The organism is Lysinibacillus sp. NPDC093210, from assembly GCF_044753985.1.
In the GTDB taxonomy this organism is placed as follows: domain Bacteria; phylum Bacillota; class Bacilli; order Bacillales_A; family Planococcaceae; genus Lysinibacillus.
In genome coordinates, this window is the sequence record NZ_JBIVOE010000002.1 from 352,335 (window position 1) to 368,606 (window position 16,272).

Below are 16,272 nucleotides of genomic sequence, written 5' to 3' on the forward strand. Positions count from 1 at the left end.
CTTTTAAGGCAAATATTTCATAATTATTTGTGCAATATCATCTACATCAGCGACTTCATCGACAAGCTGCGTTTCCACCGCAGCTTTCGGCATACCATACACTATGCAAGTTTCAGCTGACTCTGCAATAGCAATCACATTGCCGGTATTTTTTAATGCTTTTAGACCGTTTGAACCATCATAGCCCATACCCGTCATAATGACTGCTACCTTATCAAAATCTTTAAATTGACTTACATCTTCAAACATCACATCTACAGATGGGCGATGGCCAGAACGTGGTGGTTCTTGATTATCTAGAACGATGCCATATGAGATACCTACTTTTCTTAACCTTAAATGGTATCCTCCAGGTGCGATATATGCCACGCCATTTTGTAAAATATCGCCTTGCTCTGCTTCCTTCACTGTTATCTCGCTTAATTGGTCGAGGCGAGAAGCTAATGATTTTGTAAACCCAGCAGGCATATGTTGGACAATTAGAATCGGCGCTTGAATTGATTTCGGAATTTTTGTAATAACTTCCTGTAGCGCACGCGGTCCTCCCGTAGATGTACCAATTAACACTATTTTTCTGCTTACTTTACTCCATTCACTATGTGGCTTCGTAACATTTGCTACTGTCGAAGTCACATTGGATGTTGGTGATACTTTTCGTTCATTCGTTAATTCTTTTCTTATAGTAGACGGTGATACATTTGGTTCATGTTGTCTTTTGCTACTCGAATGTTTTTTTAGTTTTGTAATAGGTACCAACGAGGCTTGTTCCACTTTATGGACAAGTTCAGATTGGATTTTATGTAAATCAAGTGAAATTGTTCCGCTAGGTTTCGCAACAAAATCAACTGCTCCATATTCAATTGCAGTTAGTGCATTTTCAGCACCTCTTTGGGTTGTACTTGAAAGCATGACGACAGGCACTGGACAAATTGTCATAATTTCATTTAATGCATCGAGTCCATTCATTTCAGGCATTTCAATATCCATTGTCACGACTGTTGGTTTTAATGTTTGGATTTTCTTTATCGCATCTTTTCCGTTTCGTGCTGTTCCAACTACTTCAACCTTCGAGCTACCAACAAAAAAGTCACTAATTAGCTTTCTCATAAAAGCAGAATCATCGACAACTAAAAGCTTGCTTTTATGTAAAAAGTCCAATTAATCACGCCCTTTCGAAAAAATATTTCTAAGTTTAGATAAGAATTTACTTGCTGACTGTTCATGTGCATGCACTTCCTCCATACGTTGTTCCATAAACCGAGCCACTATCAGTTGAAGTGTCTTAGAAATAAGTGCTTCTGGATATGCGATTGAAAAAGGCACTTGCTCGCGCACAGCTTTACGCACAACAGGATCCTCAGGTAATGAGCCCAATACTGTAACCTCTTTGTCTAGAAAACGTTTCATCGTAAGTTTTAAACGTTCAAGTGTCTCGACCCCTTCTTCTTTAGAAAAAGCACGATTACAAAGTATATAGAATTGCTTATCCATATCTCGTACGTGAATATATTTCATCATCGAATAGGCGTCTGTAATAGAGGTTGGCTCAGCTGTGGTAATTACAATAATTTCATCGATGGATGTTAGTAATTCTAATGACCAATTAGTCGCACCCGCGCCCATATCAAATAAAATATAGTCGAAGTTTTTTTGGAGTTGTTCAAATGCATGAATTAACCTTTCAAACATCGCCTCTGACCACTCCAGTACGCTCGACATGCCAGAGCCTCCTGAAATACATTGTAAACCATGTGGACCCTCAAAAATTACCTCATCTAGTAATTTGTTTCCTTCTAAGTAATCTTTCAAACTATAAGAAACATTTTTTCCAATTAAAATATTAATATTTCCCATACCAATATCCATATCTACAATTGCTACTTTTTTGTCCTTACTCGCTAAATTAATTGCAAAGTTCATTGAAAAGTTACTTTTACCAACTCCACCCTTACCGCTCACTACAGCAATAGTTTTGCCCAATTCACCTTGCCGCTTAAGCATTTTCAAGCGTAATGTTTCTGCTTGATCCCTCATTTTTCTTCACCTTGGAAAAACAAATTAAGCACTGCTTCTAAATCAGCTTCTTCAATATCTTCTGGTACTTCTTGACCATTCGTATAGTAAGCAAGTCCTTTATTATATTTAATCATTAAATTAATCATTGTGCCAATAGAATTTGTTTCATCAATCTTCGTAAAAATGATTTTTTCGATTGGTACGCCGTTAAATTGGTCAATAATTTTGGTCATATCCTTTTCTTTCGCTGTCATAGCAAGCACTAGGAAGGATTCAGCCTGATCATCAAACTTAATAAGACGCTGTAAATCATCTACATATTTTACTTCTTTATAATTTCGTCCAGCTGTATCAATAAAGACTAAATCTAGATGGGACAATCGTTGCACAGCTTGTTCAAAATCTGTCGAGTTATAGGCAATTTCGACAGGTGCTTGCAAAAGTCCAGCATACGTTTTTAACTGCTCAATGGCAGCTATTCTGTAAGTATCTGTTGTAATAAAGCCTATTTTTTTCTTTTTCTCTAAAACCGCTCTTGCTGCCATTTTAGCAATTGTCGTTGTCTTGCCGACACCAGTAGGACCAAGAACGTTAATAAATTTACGTTCATACGATAGTCCACCCATCGGCAATCCCTCTAGTTGTTTCCGCAACAAGTTTTTTGTAATTAACTTGCATTGGGAAAAATTAATATCTGAGGCTTCTTTAAAATGCGTAAAAAGCTCATCACCAATCGTTGTGATGAGCTCCTCATTTAGCTCTTGCTGTCTTAAGTATTCAATGAAGGGTAAGAGTTCATCCGGATATTGAGCTTGGCTAGCCTTCTTGTGCATAGATTGCATTAACGATTTTAAATCTGCAATTTCCTTTCGCAGTTCTTCAGACATACCTGTCTCATCTTGGGAAGATGGTTCGTACTTAGGCTGAGCATGCTGAATTTTAGCTTGCACAGCATTTGTAATCTCTTGTAAACTAGCATTTTCTTTTTTAGCAGGTATTGAAGGCACATTAGCAGGTGCGGGAGCCGTATAACTCGGCTCCATTGAGTCGATCCCTGCAACAACTTCAAAATTTTTCTTTTTCACAAGCCCAAAAAGTTTCTTTGTTACTACTACTTTTGAATTCAAAATGACAGCGTCCTCGCCTAAATCAGCACGTACTAGCTTCATTGCCTCTGGTATGGAAGATGCATAATATTTTTTCATTTTCACTCAACATTCACCACCCCAACACTTTGAATTTCAATAGAAGCATCTAGTTCATTATAAGATAGTACCGGAATCTGCGGGAAATAACGTTCTGTCAGCTGACGTAAATACATACGAACTGCTGGAGAGCATAGTATAATAGCAGATTGTTCCATAAAGGACACGCGTTCAACCTCTGATGCAATGGTCTCTAAGACCGTTTGAGAATCTTGTGGATCCATCGCTAAATAATTGCCGTGATCCGTTTGCTGAATGCTATCAGCAATCATTTTCTCTACTTTACCCGATACAGTAATGACTTTCAATGACGGGCTGCCACCTACATATTGTGATGTAATTTGGCGAGCTAATGATTGACGAACATACTCTGTTAATATATCGGTATCACTTGTTAATTTTGCATAGTCAGCCAATGTTTCAAAAATAATTGGTAAATTACGTACTGAAACATTTTCTCGAAGAAGTTTGCCCAATACTTTTTGGATTTCGCCTGTAGACAAAGGAGCAGGAGTCAACTCTTCGACTAATATTGGATGTGTTTCTCGTAAATGATCGATTAATTGTTTCGTTTCTTGACGACCTAAAAGCTCATGTGCATTCGCTCGAATAATTTCGGTTAAATGAGTTGATACAACACTCGGTGGATCAACAACTGTATAGCCAGACATTTCAGCGTCCTCTTTTACTTGCTCAGTAATCCATTTTGCAGGTAGACCAAATGATGGTTCAACGGTATCAATACCTTCTATTGAATCATCATCTCCAGGGCTCATTGCTAAATAATGATCGAGTAAAAGCTCTCCCCGAGCCATTTCATTGCCTTTAATTTTAATTCGATATTCATTTGGTTGTAATTGAATATTATCGCGAATACGAACAACCGGAATGACAATCCCTAGTTCCAATGCTAGCTGACGACGGATCATGATGACACGATCCAATAAGTCTCCGCCTTGAGCAGCATCTACTAAAGGAATTAAGCCGTAGCCAAATTCAAATTCAATTGGGTCCACATTTAATAAATTCACAACATTTTCAGGGCTCTTCATGCCGTCTGTTGCCACTTCTTCCTCAATTTCAAGTAACTCTTCCTCATCCTCTGGTTTTTTACGATCCATCATGTATGCACCTACAATTAGTGAAACACCGATCGGTAACGTTACCCAGTTAGGAATTGGCGTGAATAAACCTAGTAAAACAATAGTACCTCCAGCAACATATAGAAGCTTTGCTTGAGCAAATAATTGTCCTGTAATATCTTCTCCTAGACTTCCTTTAGAGGATGCGCGCGTTACAACAATCCCTGTTGCTGTTGAAATAAGAAGTGCAGGGATTTGCGACACAATACCATCACCAACTGTTAGCTTTGAGAAATGGGTTGCTGCTTCCGCAAATGGTAAGCCCATTTGTACAACACCAATGATAATACCAAATAATAAGTTGATGATAACCATCACCATTGAGGCGATTGCATCCCCTTTTACGAATTTCGTAGCACCATCCATCGCTCCATAGAAATCCGCTTCACCCGCAACTTTATCACGTCGTTCACGTGCTTCTCGTTCAGAAATAACACCTGCATTTAAATCCGCATCAATACTCATTTGTTTACCCGGCATCGCATCCAGAGTGAATCGAGCAGCTACCTCTGCAACACGTTCCGCCCCTTTTGTAATAACGATAAACTGAATTAACACCAGAATTAAAAACACTACTAAACCTACGAGAATATTCCCGCCTACTACGAAATCCCCGAAGGTTTCAACAACCGAACCAGCGTCTCCATTCGCTAATATTGCACGCGTTGTGGAAACACTCAATCCAAGTCGAAACAGGGTCAACAGTAAGATAACGGAAGGGAATATAGAGAAATCTAACGCTTCCTTCATACTCATTGCTGTTAAAAGTACTATTAATCCTAACGTAATATTAATGACGATTAAGAAACTTAGCATCCACGGAGGAAGAGGGATGATGAGCATCGCAACGATTAAAATAACCGCACCTAAAACCCCTATATCGCGAACCTTCATTTGTGTCCCTCCTACAAAAAAGCTTTAAATTTTCCGCTTAATACGATATACATAAGCGAGTACTTCTGCTATTGCTTTGAAAAACTCTTCTGGTACTTGATCGCCTATTTCTACCTGATCATACATGGCGCGTGCTAATGGTCTATTTTCTACCATTACGACATCATGTTCTTTAGCAATCAGTTTAATTTTTTGAGCCACAAAGTCTGTTCCCTTTGCCACTATACGTGGGGCATCCATACTATCCTCATCATACTTCAGAGCGATCGCATAGTGAGTTGGGTTGGTGATTACCACATCTGCGTTCGGAACCTCTGACATCATTCGACGCATCGCCATTTCGCGTTGACGTTGTTTGATTTTTGATTTAATGAGCGGATCACCCTCACTATTTTTATATTCATCTTTTATGTCTTGCTTAGACATTTTAAGATTTTTTTCATACTCATGTTTTTGATACATCCAGTCCAATAAGGATACACATAGTAACACAAGAGAAGCCGCGATACCCATAATGCCAACTAGTTTGCCAACGGTAATAAGGGTCATCCACGGACTTTTAAAAGATAAAGCTAATACTTCATGTAAATTTGACCATACGATAATTGTTGTTACCCCACCGATAAAGGTGATTTTTAATACTGATTTTAAAAGCTCAACAATGGCTTTTACTGAAAAAATTTTCTTTAATCCTTTAATAGGATCCATCTTTTTTAAATCGAATTTCATCGGCTCTAATGTGAATAAAAAACCAAATTGTAGAAAATTACCCGCTAATGCTCCTACTAAAGCAATCGCCATTATCGGTACGATAACATATGCCATTTCTACTAATGTTTCGGTAAATAGATGCATTACACTATCTATTGTAAGTGTTTCTACACGTATGTTATGGATAAATGTTTGCCTAAAAAAAGATAAAAGCTCGTCTCGCAAAGATCCTGCGAAGAAAAAAAGAAAGATAAACACCATGAGCATAACAATCGCACTAGATATGTCCTGACTCTTGACGACCTGCCCTTTTTTTCTAGCATCTTGTCGTTTTTTAGGTGTCGCTTTTTCCGTTTTTTCACCTGCAAAAAACTGTAAATCTAAGTCCAGTAGTAGCAACATGTTATCCACCACCTAAAATTGCCATTAAATCGCGCATACCGTAAATCATAATTGTAATCAACTTTTGTATGACTTGTACCATAACCGCCATCATCGTGAATAGCACTAAAAAACTGACACCAATCTTAATGGGAAAACCGACAACAAAGATATTTAATTGCGGGACAGTTTTCGCCGTGATTCCTAGCGCTAAATCAACTAAAAACAACGTTGCTACAACAGGTGCTGCCATCTGAAAAGCTATGGCGAAGACTGCAGTAAATGTTGTCATAACAAACTGGATATAGTCATCTTTCGCGAAATCTGGAAATCCCTGATCTATAGGTAAAAACTGATAACTATAGTAAATTCCATCTAGAATCATATGATGGCCATCTATTGCTAATAGAAATAGTAATGCCAATGTATTAAAAAATTGACCAATTAGAGGACTTTGTGCCCCAGTTTGTGGATCAATAATATTGGCGATGGCAAATCCCATTTGGAAATCAATAAAGCTTCCGGCAATTTGAATCGCCGACATGATAATATAGCCTACTAGACCAAGTAACAATCCAATAAGGGCTTCTTTCATCACTAAAAGTATGTAATCACCATTAAAAAGAAATGGCTCTACGTCGATTGTATAATACATCATCCAAGCTAAAACGAATGCGAGGGCAATACGTACTTGCTGCGGAATCGTTTTATATGAAAAGAAAGGTACTGTAACAAAAAAAGCCGTTACACGCACAAGTACTAATAAGAATACCGTTATTTGGGGGACTAGTTCATTCATGTACTCACCCTATATAACGCGTTAAATTCTCAAAAATATCTCTCGCATAGCTTGTTACTTGAGATAACATCCATGGACCAAAGAAAACGATGCCCACTAATACTGCGACGATTTTTGGAACGAATGCTAATGTTTGCTCTTGAATTGATGTTGTTGCTTGAAATATACTTACCGCTAAACCTGAGATTAAAGCAATTAATAATAGCGGTCCGCTTGTTAGAAGGATAATCATAATGGCACGCTCTGCAATTGAAATAACCATTTCACCTGTCATACTGTATCATCCCCTAAAAACTTTGTAGTAATGATTTCATTACGAGGTACCAGCCATCGACGAGTACAAATAATAAAATCTTAAACGGTAATGAGATCATAACCGGTGGTAACATCATCATCCCCATCGACATTAATGTACTTGCTACAATCATATCGATTACTAGGAATGGGATAAAAATCATAAAACCAATTTGGAATGCTGTTTTAATTTCGCTTAATGCGAAGGCAGGTACAAGCATAGTTAGAGGAATTTCCTCCACCGATGCTGGTTTTTCTGCTTGATTGTATTGTAAAAACAAATCTAAATCTTTTTGCCTCGTTTGTTTACTCATAAATTCTTTAAAAGGCACACTAGCTTTCTCGTATGCTTCTTCTAGCCCTATTTCTTCAGCAAATAATGGCTGTAATGCTTCTTTATTGACCTCTTGAAAAGTAGGGGCCATGATAAAAAATGTTAAAAACAAAGCAAGACCAACAATCACCTGATTTGGTGGCATTTGTTGTGTCGCTAATGCTGTACGTACAAACGACAGCACAATGACAATTCTCGCAAAGGACGTCATCAAAATTAAAATACTCGGTGCAAGTGACAATACAGTTAGTAATAATAGGAGCTTAACAGAGGTTGAGACATTTGTCGGATCGCTGTTGGAAAAATAATTGACTATATCATTCATTTATCATCATTCTCCTTTTGCTTCCATCTCTCTAGTTCTTCACTACGCTCCTGTTTAATTTCGGAAATCTTCTTTTCAAAAAGTTCACCAAACGAATCTTGCTTTTGAAGTGTTGATGAATTTTGGTTATTTTTTCTCTTAAGCTTTGAAAATACTTCTGCTATATAAGGTGATGTTGCCGCATATTCCTGTTTTTCGTTATAAAGTGAAAGCAGTGCTTCAACTTCCTGCGGATCGGTAATCTCACGTAAAAGTTGGACATCATCACCGACACCAACTAAATATAGTGATTTTCCTATTTGCAAAAGTTGAACAGACTTTTGTGCACCTAACGATAAACCGCCTAAATTTTGTACCATTTGATTTCGTTGAAAAGTTAAATTTCTTTTATTCAGAAACTTCATCAACCCATAAAATAAAGCTACAACAAAAATAAGCGCCAAAACCATTTTTATGTATTCCCATGCAGAAACATCTCCAGCTGCTGAAACAACCGTATCTTCCTTCGCAGCTGGATCTGTATTATCCTTACATTCCTCTGGTTTTTTCATACAATACTCAATACTATTTGTATCAGAGTCAGCATAAACAGAAACTGTTGGTGGGTACACAAATAGGAAGGTTAAAAGAAATGCGAAAATCATCGTTATACGAAATGATTTTAACATTTGCATGAAATCATCCTAGTGCTTTTTGAATCGCTTCAATTACACGATCAGCTTGGAAAGGCTTAACAATGAAGTCTTTCGCACCAGCTTGAATTGCATCGATCACCATAGCTTGTTGTCCCATTGCTGAACACATGATTACAGTTGCACTCGGATCAGTACCTTTAATAGCTTTAAGAGCTGCAATACCATCCATTTCAGGCATTGTAATATCCATTGTTACTAAATCTGGCTTTAACTCGTTGTATTTTTCAACAGCCTGTAGACCATCGGCAGCTTCCCCTACAACTTCAAATCCGTTTTTCGACAAAATATCCTTGATCATCATGCGCATAAATGCAGCATCGTCTACAATCAAAATTCTTTTAGACATGGTTAACTCCTCCAATTGAAACTATCTTAAATTATTTAAACGCTCTGCTTGACTTAAAACATCTGTAATGCGTACGCCGAAGTTTTCATCAATAACAACAACTTCGCCCTTTGCAATTAAACGACTATTTACTAGAATATCAACCGGTTCCCCTGCTAATTTATCTAATTCAATAATCGATCCACTAGCTAGTTCTAAAATCTCTTTAACAGAACGTTTCGTACGTCCTAACTCTACAGTAACTTGCAATGGAATATCAAGTAGCATATTTAAATTTCTAGCCTCAGATTGAGAGATTACATTTGGATCAAAGCTAGCAAACTGTGCCTGTTGAACATTTACAGGTTGTACTGGTCTTTGTTGCGTATGAATTTGTTGCTGCTCTTGATACATTGGTTGTTGCTCTTGATACATCGGCTGTTGCACTGGCGCTGCTGGTTGTTGATATACAGGTTGCTGTGCTGGTGGCGGTGTATGTTGAACAGGTGGTGGTGCGATAGGCGCTTCTGGAGCAATTGTTGCTGCTACTGGCTCTTCAATCGCCTCTGTTTCTCCTAATAATGACTTTACAATGTTTTGACTAAACTTAAGCGGTAATAATTGCATTAAGTTTGAATCGATTAAATTACCAATTCGAAGTCGGAATGAAACTTTTACAAGTAAATCATCTTCAGGAATATTATCTCGACCTTCATTTTGAGAAATATTCATTAAGTCGATTGTTGGTGGCGAAATATCCACTTTTTTGTTGAATACCGTCGACATCGATGTGGCAGCTGAACCCATCATTTGATTCATTGCTTCTTGCACTGCGCTTAGCTGAATTTCACCTAAGTCAGGCTTAGGATTTAAGCCGTCCCCACCTAACATTAAATCTGCAATAATAGCAGCATCTGATTGTTTAATAACAAGTAAATTCATACCTGTTAAACCGATTGTATATTCAACTTGTACCGCTACATACGGATGAGGAAATTCCTCTTCTAATTTATTGCGGTTAATCATTGAAATACTAGGTGTAGTAATATCTACTTTTTGACCTAATAACGCTGAAAGAGCAGTAGCTGAACTACCAAAAGATATATTACCTACTTCACCTAGTGCATCTTGAGCAAACGAATCAAGGTAATCCTCTACTCGTATTTCACTTGTTTCTTCTTTTGTAGAAGCTTCGCTGTCGTTTATTCTATCCTCCAACGTTTCGCCCCTTAATAACGCTTCAATTTCTTCTTGGGAGAGCATTTCATCACTCATCTTCGTCTCCTCCTTTCAAAGGGTCGATAATCTGGATTGCTAATTTTTTACCCTGTTTTCCGGGTTGTACTGTGAACTTAGGCAATGTACCTACCTTCAGCAGTAGTGGATCTTCAATTTTTTGCTCTAATTGAATAACATCACCGATTTGCATCATCAGGAAGTCTTCAATGGTAATGTCCGTAATACCTAACTCTACAGAAAGAGGTAATCTAGCTTGTTTCACACGTGTTTCAAGCATTTTTGTTTGCTCAGGTGACATCTCTTTTGTATTTGTTTGCATCCAATAACGTACAGATAGATTCGGTACGATTGGCTCCAATACAACATGCGGGATACAAATATTAATCATACCGCTTGTCTCACCAATAATTGTATTCAATGAAATGACGACTACCGTTTCATTTGGTGAAATCATTTGTAAAAATTGAGGATTTACCTCAAGTTCTACTAGAATCGGGTCGATTTCAGCAACATTTTCCCATGCTTCGCGCAAATTGTCGAATGAACGTTCGAAGAGATTTGTCATAATTTTTGTTTCAATTTCAGTTAAGTTATCAACATTACTATGACTCGCTCCACTACCACCCATTAAACGATCCAACATCGAATAGGCAATGTTTGGGTTTATTTCCATCAATATATTACCATCAAGTGGTGGCACTTCAAACACATTAATGAGCGTCATATTCGGAATTGATCGAACAAACTCTTCAAAGGGTATTTGGTCTACTGATGCTACTGTAATTTGCACGTAGCTTCTTAACTGTGCAGAAAAGAAGGTAGTTAGTAATCGTGCAAAATTCTCATGTATTCGGGTCAAACTTCGGATTTGATCTTTAGAGAAGCGCAACGCTCGTTTAAAGTCATAAACTTTAACCTTTCGTACCTCGTCCTCTTTTTTCATGTCATCCGCTGACATTTCTCCGGTCGAGATTGCGGAAAGTAGCGCATCTATCTCCGATTGGGATAACACATCTCCTGCCATTTGCCCACCTCCATTTCAAGCAGTTTCTAATTTTTATTGAAAGATGTAGGAGGTAATATATACTTGTTGAATTTCTCCCTCTTGCATCAATTCATTTAACTGTGTTTTTAATGCCTTTTCAAACATTATTTTTCCTGCCTTGCCATCCAAATCTTTTTGCTCCATTTCTGAAAGCTCTTGAATAATTAAATTATTCGTTTGGAAATCACGCTTCTTTAACTCTTCAGCAGCGTCCTTGCTAGAAGTTTGGATTTTTAGCGTCATGCGCACTACCCTTTTATCAGCAAGGTTTGTCATAATTTCAGGAACATCAACAGATGCTTCTACAATATCGTCTATTGATGGTTCAAGAGATGCTGCGGGCTTATTGAATTGAGTAAATAATACAAACGCAATAACTCCAATAAGTATAATTGCCACTAGTAAAATGATGATCATCGTTAACACTTTATTATTCTTCATCTTCTTCACCTCGTAGATGCGGGTTTGATAGTACTTGTATATTGTTATAAAAGGCTGTTACCTTTTGTCGCACCTCATCTTCACTCTGTAACACAATAATTTTTGTTCCAGTTGTTAATGTAATAGTCGTATCTGGAAAAGATTCGACTGTTTCTATGTATAAAGCATTCAGTGTAAATGCTTTGCCATTTAGTCGTGTTAGTTCAATCATTGAAATAGGGCCGGTCTAGCACGAGAGCCGGCCCGACCCTCCCTCATATTGAAAATTATGTTTTAGAGCTTAAACGCATCTACAAATAACCCTTTATGGATTCGCTAATATTACACTAGCATACTTTTAGTAGTTGAATATTTTAACGCTTAAAACTTATAGATTGCTGCGTTCAAGACTAGAAATAACTAATTACTATCGTTTTAAGTTTACTAATTCTTGTAGAACTTCATCTGATGTAGTGATAATACGCGTATTCGCTTGGAATCCACGTTGTGCTACAATCATCTCCGTAAATTCTTCTGAAAGATCGACATTGGACATCTCAAGCGCCCCTGCCGTAATTGAACCCATACCAGCAACTGTTGCTACTTGGCCATAAGCTTCACCTGAGTTAGCTGTTGCTTGGAAATAGTTACTTCCTACTTTTTCAAGACCACCAGCATTTGGGAATTTAACCATAACAATTTGACCCGCATATTGTCTATATCCATTTGCATCCACATATTCAACCGTTCCGTCTTGGCCGATACTTATAGATTTAGCTGTTGTTGGGATTTTAATTGGGTTATTATCTTCAAAAGTAAATGTATCATTTTCTCCTAATAAATCCTCAGTTTCACCGTTTAGCGGGCTTGCTTCTTTATCTGCCTCGGCATTACTTTCAGTAGAGTCTGTTTCATACAATGTATCATTTGCATGACCAACTAAATATTTCCCTTCAGCATTGACTAAATAACCTGCGTTATCCATGTAGAAATTACCTGCGCGAGTATAAACAACATTTGTATAGCCTTCTGCAACGCCATCAGTATTTGATACAGAGTCAGCTACCATAAAGAAGCCTTCACCTTGAACTGCAAGGTCCAATGGTCGATCTGTCGTTTGGCGTGAGCCAGAACCGTGAACCGTATCAATTGCCGCAAGTGTTGAACCAAGACCTACTTGTAATGGGTTTGTACCACCACGAGTAGTAGTTGCAGCTGAAGCACCTGCGCTTGTTTGAGATAGGATGTCTTTGAAAATAACGCGTCCTTTTTTAAATCCATACGTGTTAACATTGGCAATATTATTCCCGATAACATCTAGCTTTGTTTGGAAGTTTTTAAGACCTGAAATACCTGAATACATAGAACGTAACATAAGTTGTCGTTCTCCCTTCATTTTTTGAATTGTGTGCCTCTATCAGTCAGCAACACATAGGCTTCCTTACATTAAGAAGGTCCAGCCTTAAAGCACAATTGTGCCATCAATATTAGTAAACAGTTGTTGCTTTGCTTCCGTGCGATCCATTGCTGTAATGACAGTAGCATTTTTAGCACTGACAATTAGAGCCGCTTGATCCATCAAGACTAATGGTTGTTTGACACCTTTTGAATGTGCCTCAAATACCTTGTCAGATACAACCCGCCATTCCTGTTCAGTAATCGCAATATTACGCTCTTTGATGCGTTCATTTGCATGCTTACTTACTTTTAGCTCCTGTTGATTCGTTGCCTCCTGTAAATGAGCACTAAACGATTGCTGTGTATTGGTAGGTGTAGGTTGCGTTTGGCGAATAGTTGGATACAATGGGACACGATGAATTGAAAATTTATCCATCTTTCTCCACCACCTTTATTCGCTTATTACTGTAAATTCTTTCCCTGCTAGTTTTTTACCATTATCTAATTCGTAATAAATAACGCCATCTTTGTTTGATACAGAAACGATTCGCCCTTGCACATCTTGCTCTCCATCATTGTAAGTGACATTTTTGCCTATTAGCTTACTTGCTTGTACAAGTGGTGATTCAGTTGATGTATTGCTTTCACCTGTACTTGTTTCTTTATTACCTAAAATCGCTGAAATGTTTCCAGGATAGATTTCCTTGCCATCAGCTAAAATGAATACTGCTTCTCCATCAACAAATTTTAATGATTGGATAACACCCGTACCTTCATTTATAACAGGCTTATTATCTTGATCTACTTCTTCTGTAATTTCATGCCATTTTACTTCTTTTCCTACAAATGAAGTATAGTTCATAAGCTGTGTTTGTTGTTGCGACATCAGTAATGACTCCATTGCCTTTGTCATATTTTGCATTTGCTCTAAAGATGAGAACTGCGCCATTTGTGCAATGAAATCACGGTCATCCATAGGATTTGTTGGATCCTGATGTTGTAATTGTGTAATCAATAGTTTTAAAAATGCATCTTTACCAAGTTCACTATTACCAGTCTGTTTTGTTGGTGCAGTATAGTTGGAATAGTAAAGGTCATTAGTAATTTTATCTGCCACGTCTACACCTCCTCATTTTCTAAATAATCATTAAAGGACATACCATCTTCGCTGTCCTCTTTTTGCTGCTCTTGCTCTTCTTGCTGTTGTTGCCTAAAGAAGTTATTAAAGAAGTTTTGATCACGCTGTTGTCTATCAGCATCCTGCAACGATTGCGCAATATCTAGTCGATCCACTTGGATGTTTTGCTGGACAAAGGCTTGTTTTAATTGATGCGCTTGACTGTCAAGAAGCTCACGCCCATGTGCAGTGGAAGCAAGTAAACGAGCTGTTAAAACACCGTCATTTTGTACAAGTTCAATTCGAATGGTACCTAGATTTTCAGGATACAATTTTAACGTTAAACGCGTAATGCCTTGTGCATTTGAAATTTGAGCCTTATTGATGATTGCCTGCATTTCTTTCAGTAACGCTTCCGACTGCGCTGGTTTAGCTGCTGGTAAAGTAACTTGGAATGTATCAGCTTTTGTTTGTACTGTATTAGCCGTCACCATTTCATTAGCACTTGTATCAGATTGTTTTGTCACTTGCACCTGCTGAATAACTTGCTGGAAGCCTTGCAACGGTAATGTAACGGTTGTTTTTGTTGTAACTTGCTGCGCAGTTTGAATAGTTTCAACTTGTGTTTGTAACGCTGTCAAAAAATTATTAACGTTTGACAGTACATTTTCTTGAGACATCGTTAAATCCGATTTTTGGCCAACTAACTGTGCTAGTTTTAATACTTGAAGTAGCTTCGTAGCATCTTCTGAAGGTACTTGCCCTTCACCTTGTAACGCAGATACTAGCTGTGTCTGTAACAATGGTGCTTGAGCGTCTACTAAAGCTAAAAGCTCCCATACATCGCTTGCTTGCTGATCTTCATCTAGTAATTGTTGGACCAATTTTTGTATTTGCTCTTTATCGACATTCAATGCAGCCATTAAATTATCTAAATTTAACATTTCATCCATAGCTACTGCCTTGCCATCTTCCCCAATTTGAAGCATTAACAAGCCTTCATCATGTGGAATTTCTAATAAATCTAGTAATTCTTTAACAGATTGACTATTTAATACATTCTCTAGCTCAGCTAGCTTATTGTCACCTTGAGTATTATTACTTTGAGATGTTTTATTTTGTTGATTTGATAAAGCAACAGCTTGTCCAAATACAGAACCGAATTTAGATATTTTATCTTTTGCTGCTCCAGTGTTTGTTTTCATCTCTGCACTGTCAGTTGACATAGCTTTCGAAGTAGCAGTACTTGGCTTCGTAGTATTTGGAGCACTTATGTTCATCATTGCAATATTCATGTTTTCACCTCCTTTTCAAAAATATTTTTTATTGTTTAGCCATCATTTCTGTATACTTTGCAGCATCTTGCGGATCCATTTTTTCTAGAATCGCTGCTAACTTATCTGGTTTTAAGCTAGATAAAATACGAAGTGCCTGTGCATCACTCATTTTTATAAGAACAGGCGCTGCTGCTTTAGGCGACATCTTATCAAAAGTAGACAAAATATCATTAAAGTCACGTTTCACATCATCTTGCTCTCTTTTTAATTTTTCAATTTCAAAGAGTAATCGCTCCTGCTCTGTCAGTAACTTTTCTTTTTCATTTGTAGTTGAATCTAATTTACTTTGCAATTGTGCAATTTCTGCTTCTTTTTCTTGTATTTCTGCCTGTAAGCCTACAACCTTGGAGTCATCAATAACAAGGGCATCTTTTGCTTGTTGCTCTTCCGATTCAACAAAAGGTAAGTTACTTACTGCCTTTTTTCCTAAATCAAAGACGTTCGTATCCATTAACGTTGCCACAACCAGTAACACCGCTACCACGAACATAACAGGTATTAATATCCATATGAAAAACTTTTGGAAACCTCCTGATTTACGTGTTGGCTGTTGTACTTCTAATTCAGTTTTAATACGGCTATCTCTTTTCGCCAT

The 16,272-nt window shown here is 37.6% G+C and carries 19 protein-coding genes; all 19 read right to left on the reverse strand.

Annotated elements, in window-relative coordinates; genetic code table 11:
- Positions 1 to 3: 3 nt before the first annotated feature.
- Complete coding sequence (locus ACIP9C_RS07270) at positions 4 to 1,158, reverse strand: protein-glutamate methylesterase/protein-glutamine glutaminase (protein WP_401009462.1); 1,155 nt, start codon at positions 1,156 to 1,158, stop codon at positions 4 to 6.
- Positions 1,159 to 2,034: a MinD/ParA family protein gene (locus ACIP9C_RS07275; RefSeq protein WP_401009463.1), complete on the reverse strand. Its 876-nt coding sequence runs from the start codon at positions 2,032 to 2,034 to the stop codon at positions 1,159 to 1,161.
- Positions 2,031 to 3,227, reverse strand: coding sequence for a flagellar biosynthesis GTPase FlhF (flhF, locus tag ACIP9C_RS07280; RefSeq protein WP_401009464.1), 1,197 nt, complete (start codon positions 3,225 to 3,227; stop codon positions 2,031 to 2,033). The genes ACIP9C_RS07275 and flhF overlap by 4 nt, the downstream gene beginning before the upstream one ends.
- Positions 3,224 to 5,257, reverse strand: a complete 2,034-nt coding sequence (gene flhA / locus ACIP9C_RS07285) for a flagellar biosynthesis protein FlhA (protein WP_401009465.1) — start codon at positions 5,255 to 5,257, stop codon at positions 3,224 to 3,226. The genes flhF and flhA overlap by 4 nt, the downstream gene beginning before the upstream one ends.
- 24 nt (positions 5,258 to 5,281) lie before the next feature.
- Complete coding sequence (flhB, locus tag ACIP9C_RS07290; RefSeq protein WP_401009466.1) at positions 5,282 to 6,370, reverse strand: flagellar biosynthesis protein FlhB; 1,089 nt, start codon at positions 6,368 to 6,370, stop codon at positions 5,282 to 5,284.
- A 1-nt stretch (position 6,371) separates the two neighbouring features.
- Entirely contained in the window at positions 6,372 to 7,148 is a 777-nt protein-coding gene (gene fliR, locus ACIP9C_RS07295) for a flagellar biosynthetic protein FliR (RefSeq protein WP_401009467.1), read from the reverse strand.
- A 4-nt stretch (positions 7,149 to 7,152) separates the two neighbouring features.
- Positions 7,153 to 7,422: a flagellar biosynthesis protein FliQ gene (fliQ, locus tag ACIP9C_RS07300; protein WP_173477750.1), complete on the reverse strand. Its 270-nt coding sequence runs from the start codon at positions 7,420 to 7,422 to the stop codon at positions 7,153 to 7,155.
- 13 nt (positions 7,423 to 7,435) lie between these two features.
- Positions 7,436 to 8,101, reverse strand: coding sequence for a flagellar type III secretion system pore protein FliP (gene fliP, locus ACIP9C_RS07305; RefSeq protein WP_173477751.1), 666 nt, complete (start codon positions 8,099 to 8,101; stop codon positions 7,436 to 7,438).
- Positions 8,098 to 8,769, reverse strand: coding sequence for a flagellar biosynthetic protein FliO (locus ACIP9C_RS07310; RefSeq protein ID WP_401009468.1), 672 nt, complete (start codon positions 8,767 to 8,769; stop codon positions 8,098 to 8,100). The genes fliP and ACIP9C_RS07310 overlap by 4 nt, the downstream gene beginning before the upstream one ends.
- A gap of 10 nt (positions 8,770 to 8,779) precedes the next feature.
- The gene (locus tag ACIP9C_RS07315; protein WP_004269288.1) at positions 8,780 to 9,142 is read right to left on the reverse strand and encodes a response regulator; all 363 of its coding nucleotides are present in this window, start codon (positions 9,140 to 9,142) and stop codon (positions 8,780 to 8,782) included.
- 21 nt (positions 9,143 to 9,163) lie between these two features.
- Positions 9,164 to 10,396, reverse strand: coding sequence for a flagellar motor switch phosphatase FliY (fliY, locus tag ACIP9C_RS07320; protein WP_401009469.1), 1,233 nt, complete (start codon positions 10,394 to 10,396; stop codon positions 9,164 to 9,166).
- Positions 10,389 to 11,384: a flagellar motor switch protein FliM gene (gene fliM / locus ACIP9C_RS07325; RefSeq protein WP_401009470.1), complete on the reverse strand. Its 996-nt coding sequence runs from the start codon at positions 11,382 to 11,384 to the stop codon at positions 10,389 to 10,391. Before fliM ends, fliY begins: the two co-directional genes overlap by 8 nt.
- 33 nt (positions 11,385 to 11,417) lie before the next feature.
- Positions 11,418 to 11,846, reverse strand: coding sequence for a flagellar basal body-associated protein FliL (gene fliL / locus ACIP9C_RS07330; RefSeq protein WP_401009471.1), 429 nt, complete (start codon positions 11,844 to 11,846; stop codon positions 11,418 to 11,420).
- A complete protein-coding gene (locus ACIP9C_RS07335; protein ID WP_173477756.1) occupies positions 11,836 to 12,057 on the reverse strand; it encodes a flagellar FlbD family protein in 222 nt (73 codons plus the stop codon). Before ACIP9C_RS07335 ends, fliL begins: the two co-directional genes overlap by 11 nt.
- Before the next feature lie 195 nt (positions 12,058 to 12,252).
- A complete protein-coding gene (flgG, locus tag ACIP9C_RS07340) occupies positions 12,253 to 13,200 on the reverse strand; it encodes a flagellar basal body rod protein FlgG (RefSeq protein WP_340825847.1) in 948 nt (315 codons plus the stop codon).
- An 87-nt stretch (positions 13,201 to 13,287) separates the two neighbouring features.
- Positions 13,288 to 13,659, reverse strand: coding sequence for a TIGR02530 family flagellar biosynthesis protein (locus tag ACIP9C_RS07345; protein ID WP_401009472.1), 372 nt, complete (start codon positions 13,657 to 13,659; stop codon positions 13,288 to 13,290).
- 15 nt (positions 13,660 to 13,674) lie between these two features.
- Positions 13,675 to 14,340: a flagellar hook assembly protein FlgD gene (gene flgD / locus ACIP9C_RS07350; RefSeq protein ID WP_401009473.1), complete on the reverse strand. Its 666-nt coding sequence runs from the start codon at positions 14,338 to 14,340 to the stop codon at positions 13,675 to 13,677.
- 2 nt (positions 14,341 to 14,342) lie between these two features.
- Positions 14,343 to 15,635: a flagellar hook-length control protein FliK gene (locus tag ACIP9C_RS07355; protein ID WP_401009474.1), complete on the reverse strand. Its 1,293-nt coding sequence runs from the start codon at positions 15,633 to 15,635 to the stop codon at positions 14,343 to 14,345.
- 28 nt (positions 15,636 to 15,663) lie between these two features.
- Complete coding sequence (locus tag ACIP9C_RS07360) at positions 15,664 to 16,272, reverse strand: MotE family protein (RefSeq protein ID WP_483869669.1); 609 nt, start codon at positions 16,270 to 16,272, stop codon at positions 15,664 to 15,666.

Excerpts from the sequence above, each read along its gene's own strand:
- fliQ (WP_173477750.1), bottom strand. The coding sequence starts at position 7,422 with ATGACAGGTGAAATGGTTATTTCAATTGCAGAGCGTGCCATTATGATT.
- ACIP9C_RS07310 (WP_401009468.1), bottom strand. The coding sequence starts at position 8,769 with ATGTTAAAATCATTTCGTATAACGATGATTTTCGCATTTCTTTTAACC.
- ACIP9C_RS07335 (WP_173477756.1), bottom strand. The coding sequence starts at position 12,057 with ATGATTGAACTAACACGACTAAATGGCAAAGCATTTACACTGAATGCT.
- ACIP9C_RS07315 (WP_004269288.1), bottom strand. The coding sequence starts at position 9,142 with ATGTCTAAAAGAATTTTGATTGTAGACGATGCTGCATTTATGCGCATG.
- flhB (WP_401009466.1), bottom strand. The coding sequence starts at position 6,370 with ATGTTGCTACTACTGGACTTAGATTTACAGTTTTTTGCAGGTGAAAAA.
- ACIP9C_RS07355 (WP_401009474.1), bottom strand. The coding sequence starts at position 15,635 with ATGAATATTGCAATGATGAACATAAGTGCTCCAAATACTACGAAGCCA.
- fliP (WP_173477751.1), bottom strand. The coding sequence starts at position 8,101 with ATGAATGATATAGTCAATTATTTTTCCAACAGCGATCCGACAAATGTC.
- ACIP9C_RS07360 (WP_483869669.1), bottom strand. The coding sequence starts at position 16,272 with ATGGCGAAAAGAGATAGCCGTATTAAAACTGAATTAGAAGTACAACAG.
- fliL (WP_401009471.1), bottom strand. The coding sequence starts at position 11,846 with ATGAAGAATAATAAAGTGTTAACGATGATCATCATTTTACTAGTGGCA.
- ACIP9C_RS07345 (WP_401009472.1), bottom strand. The coding sequence starts at position 13,659 with ATGGATAAATTTTCAATTCATCGTGTCCCATTGTATCCAACTATTCGC.
- fliY (WP_401009469.1), bottom strand. The coding sequence starts at position 10,396 with ATGAGTGATGAAATGCTCTCCCAAGAAGAAATTGAAGCGTTATTAAGG.
- flhA (WP_401009465.1), bottom strand. The coding sequence starts at position 5,257 with ATGAAGGTTCGCGATATAGGGGTTTTAGGTGCGGTTATTTTAATCGTT.
- fliM (WP_401009470.1), bottom strand. The coding sequence starts at position 11,384 with ATGGCAGGAGATGTGTTATCCCAATCGGAGATAGATGCGCTACTTTCC.
- ACIP9C_RS07275 (WP_401009463.1), bottom strand. The coding sequence starts at position 2,034 with ATGAGGGATCAAGCAGAAACATTACGCTTGAAAATGCTTAAGCGGCAA.
- flgG (WP_340825847.1), bottom strand. The coding sequence starts at position 13,200 with ATGTTACGTTCTATGTATTCAGGTATTTCAGGTCTTAAAAACTTCCAA.
- fliR (WP_401009467.1), bottom strand. The coding sequence starts at position 7,148 with ATGAATGAACTAGTCCCCCAAATAACGGTATTCTTATTAGTACTTGTG.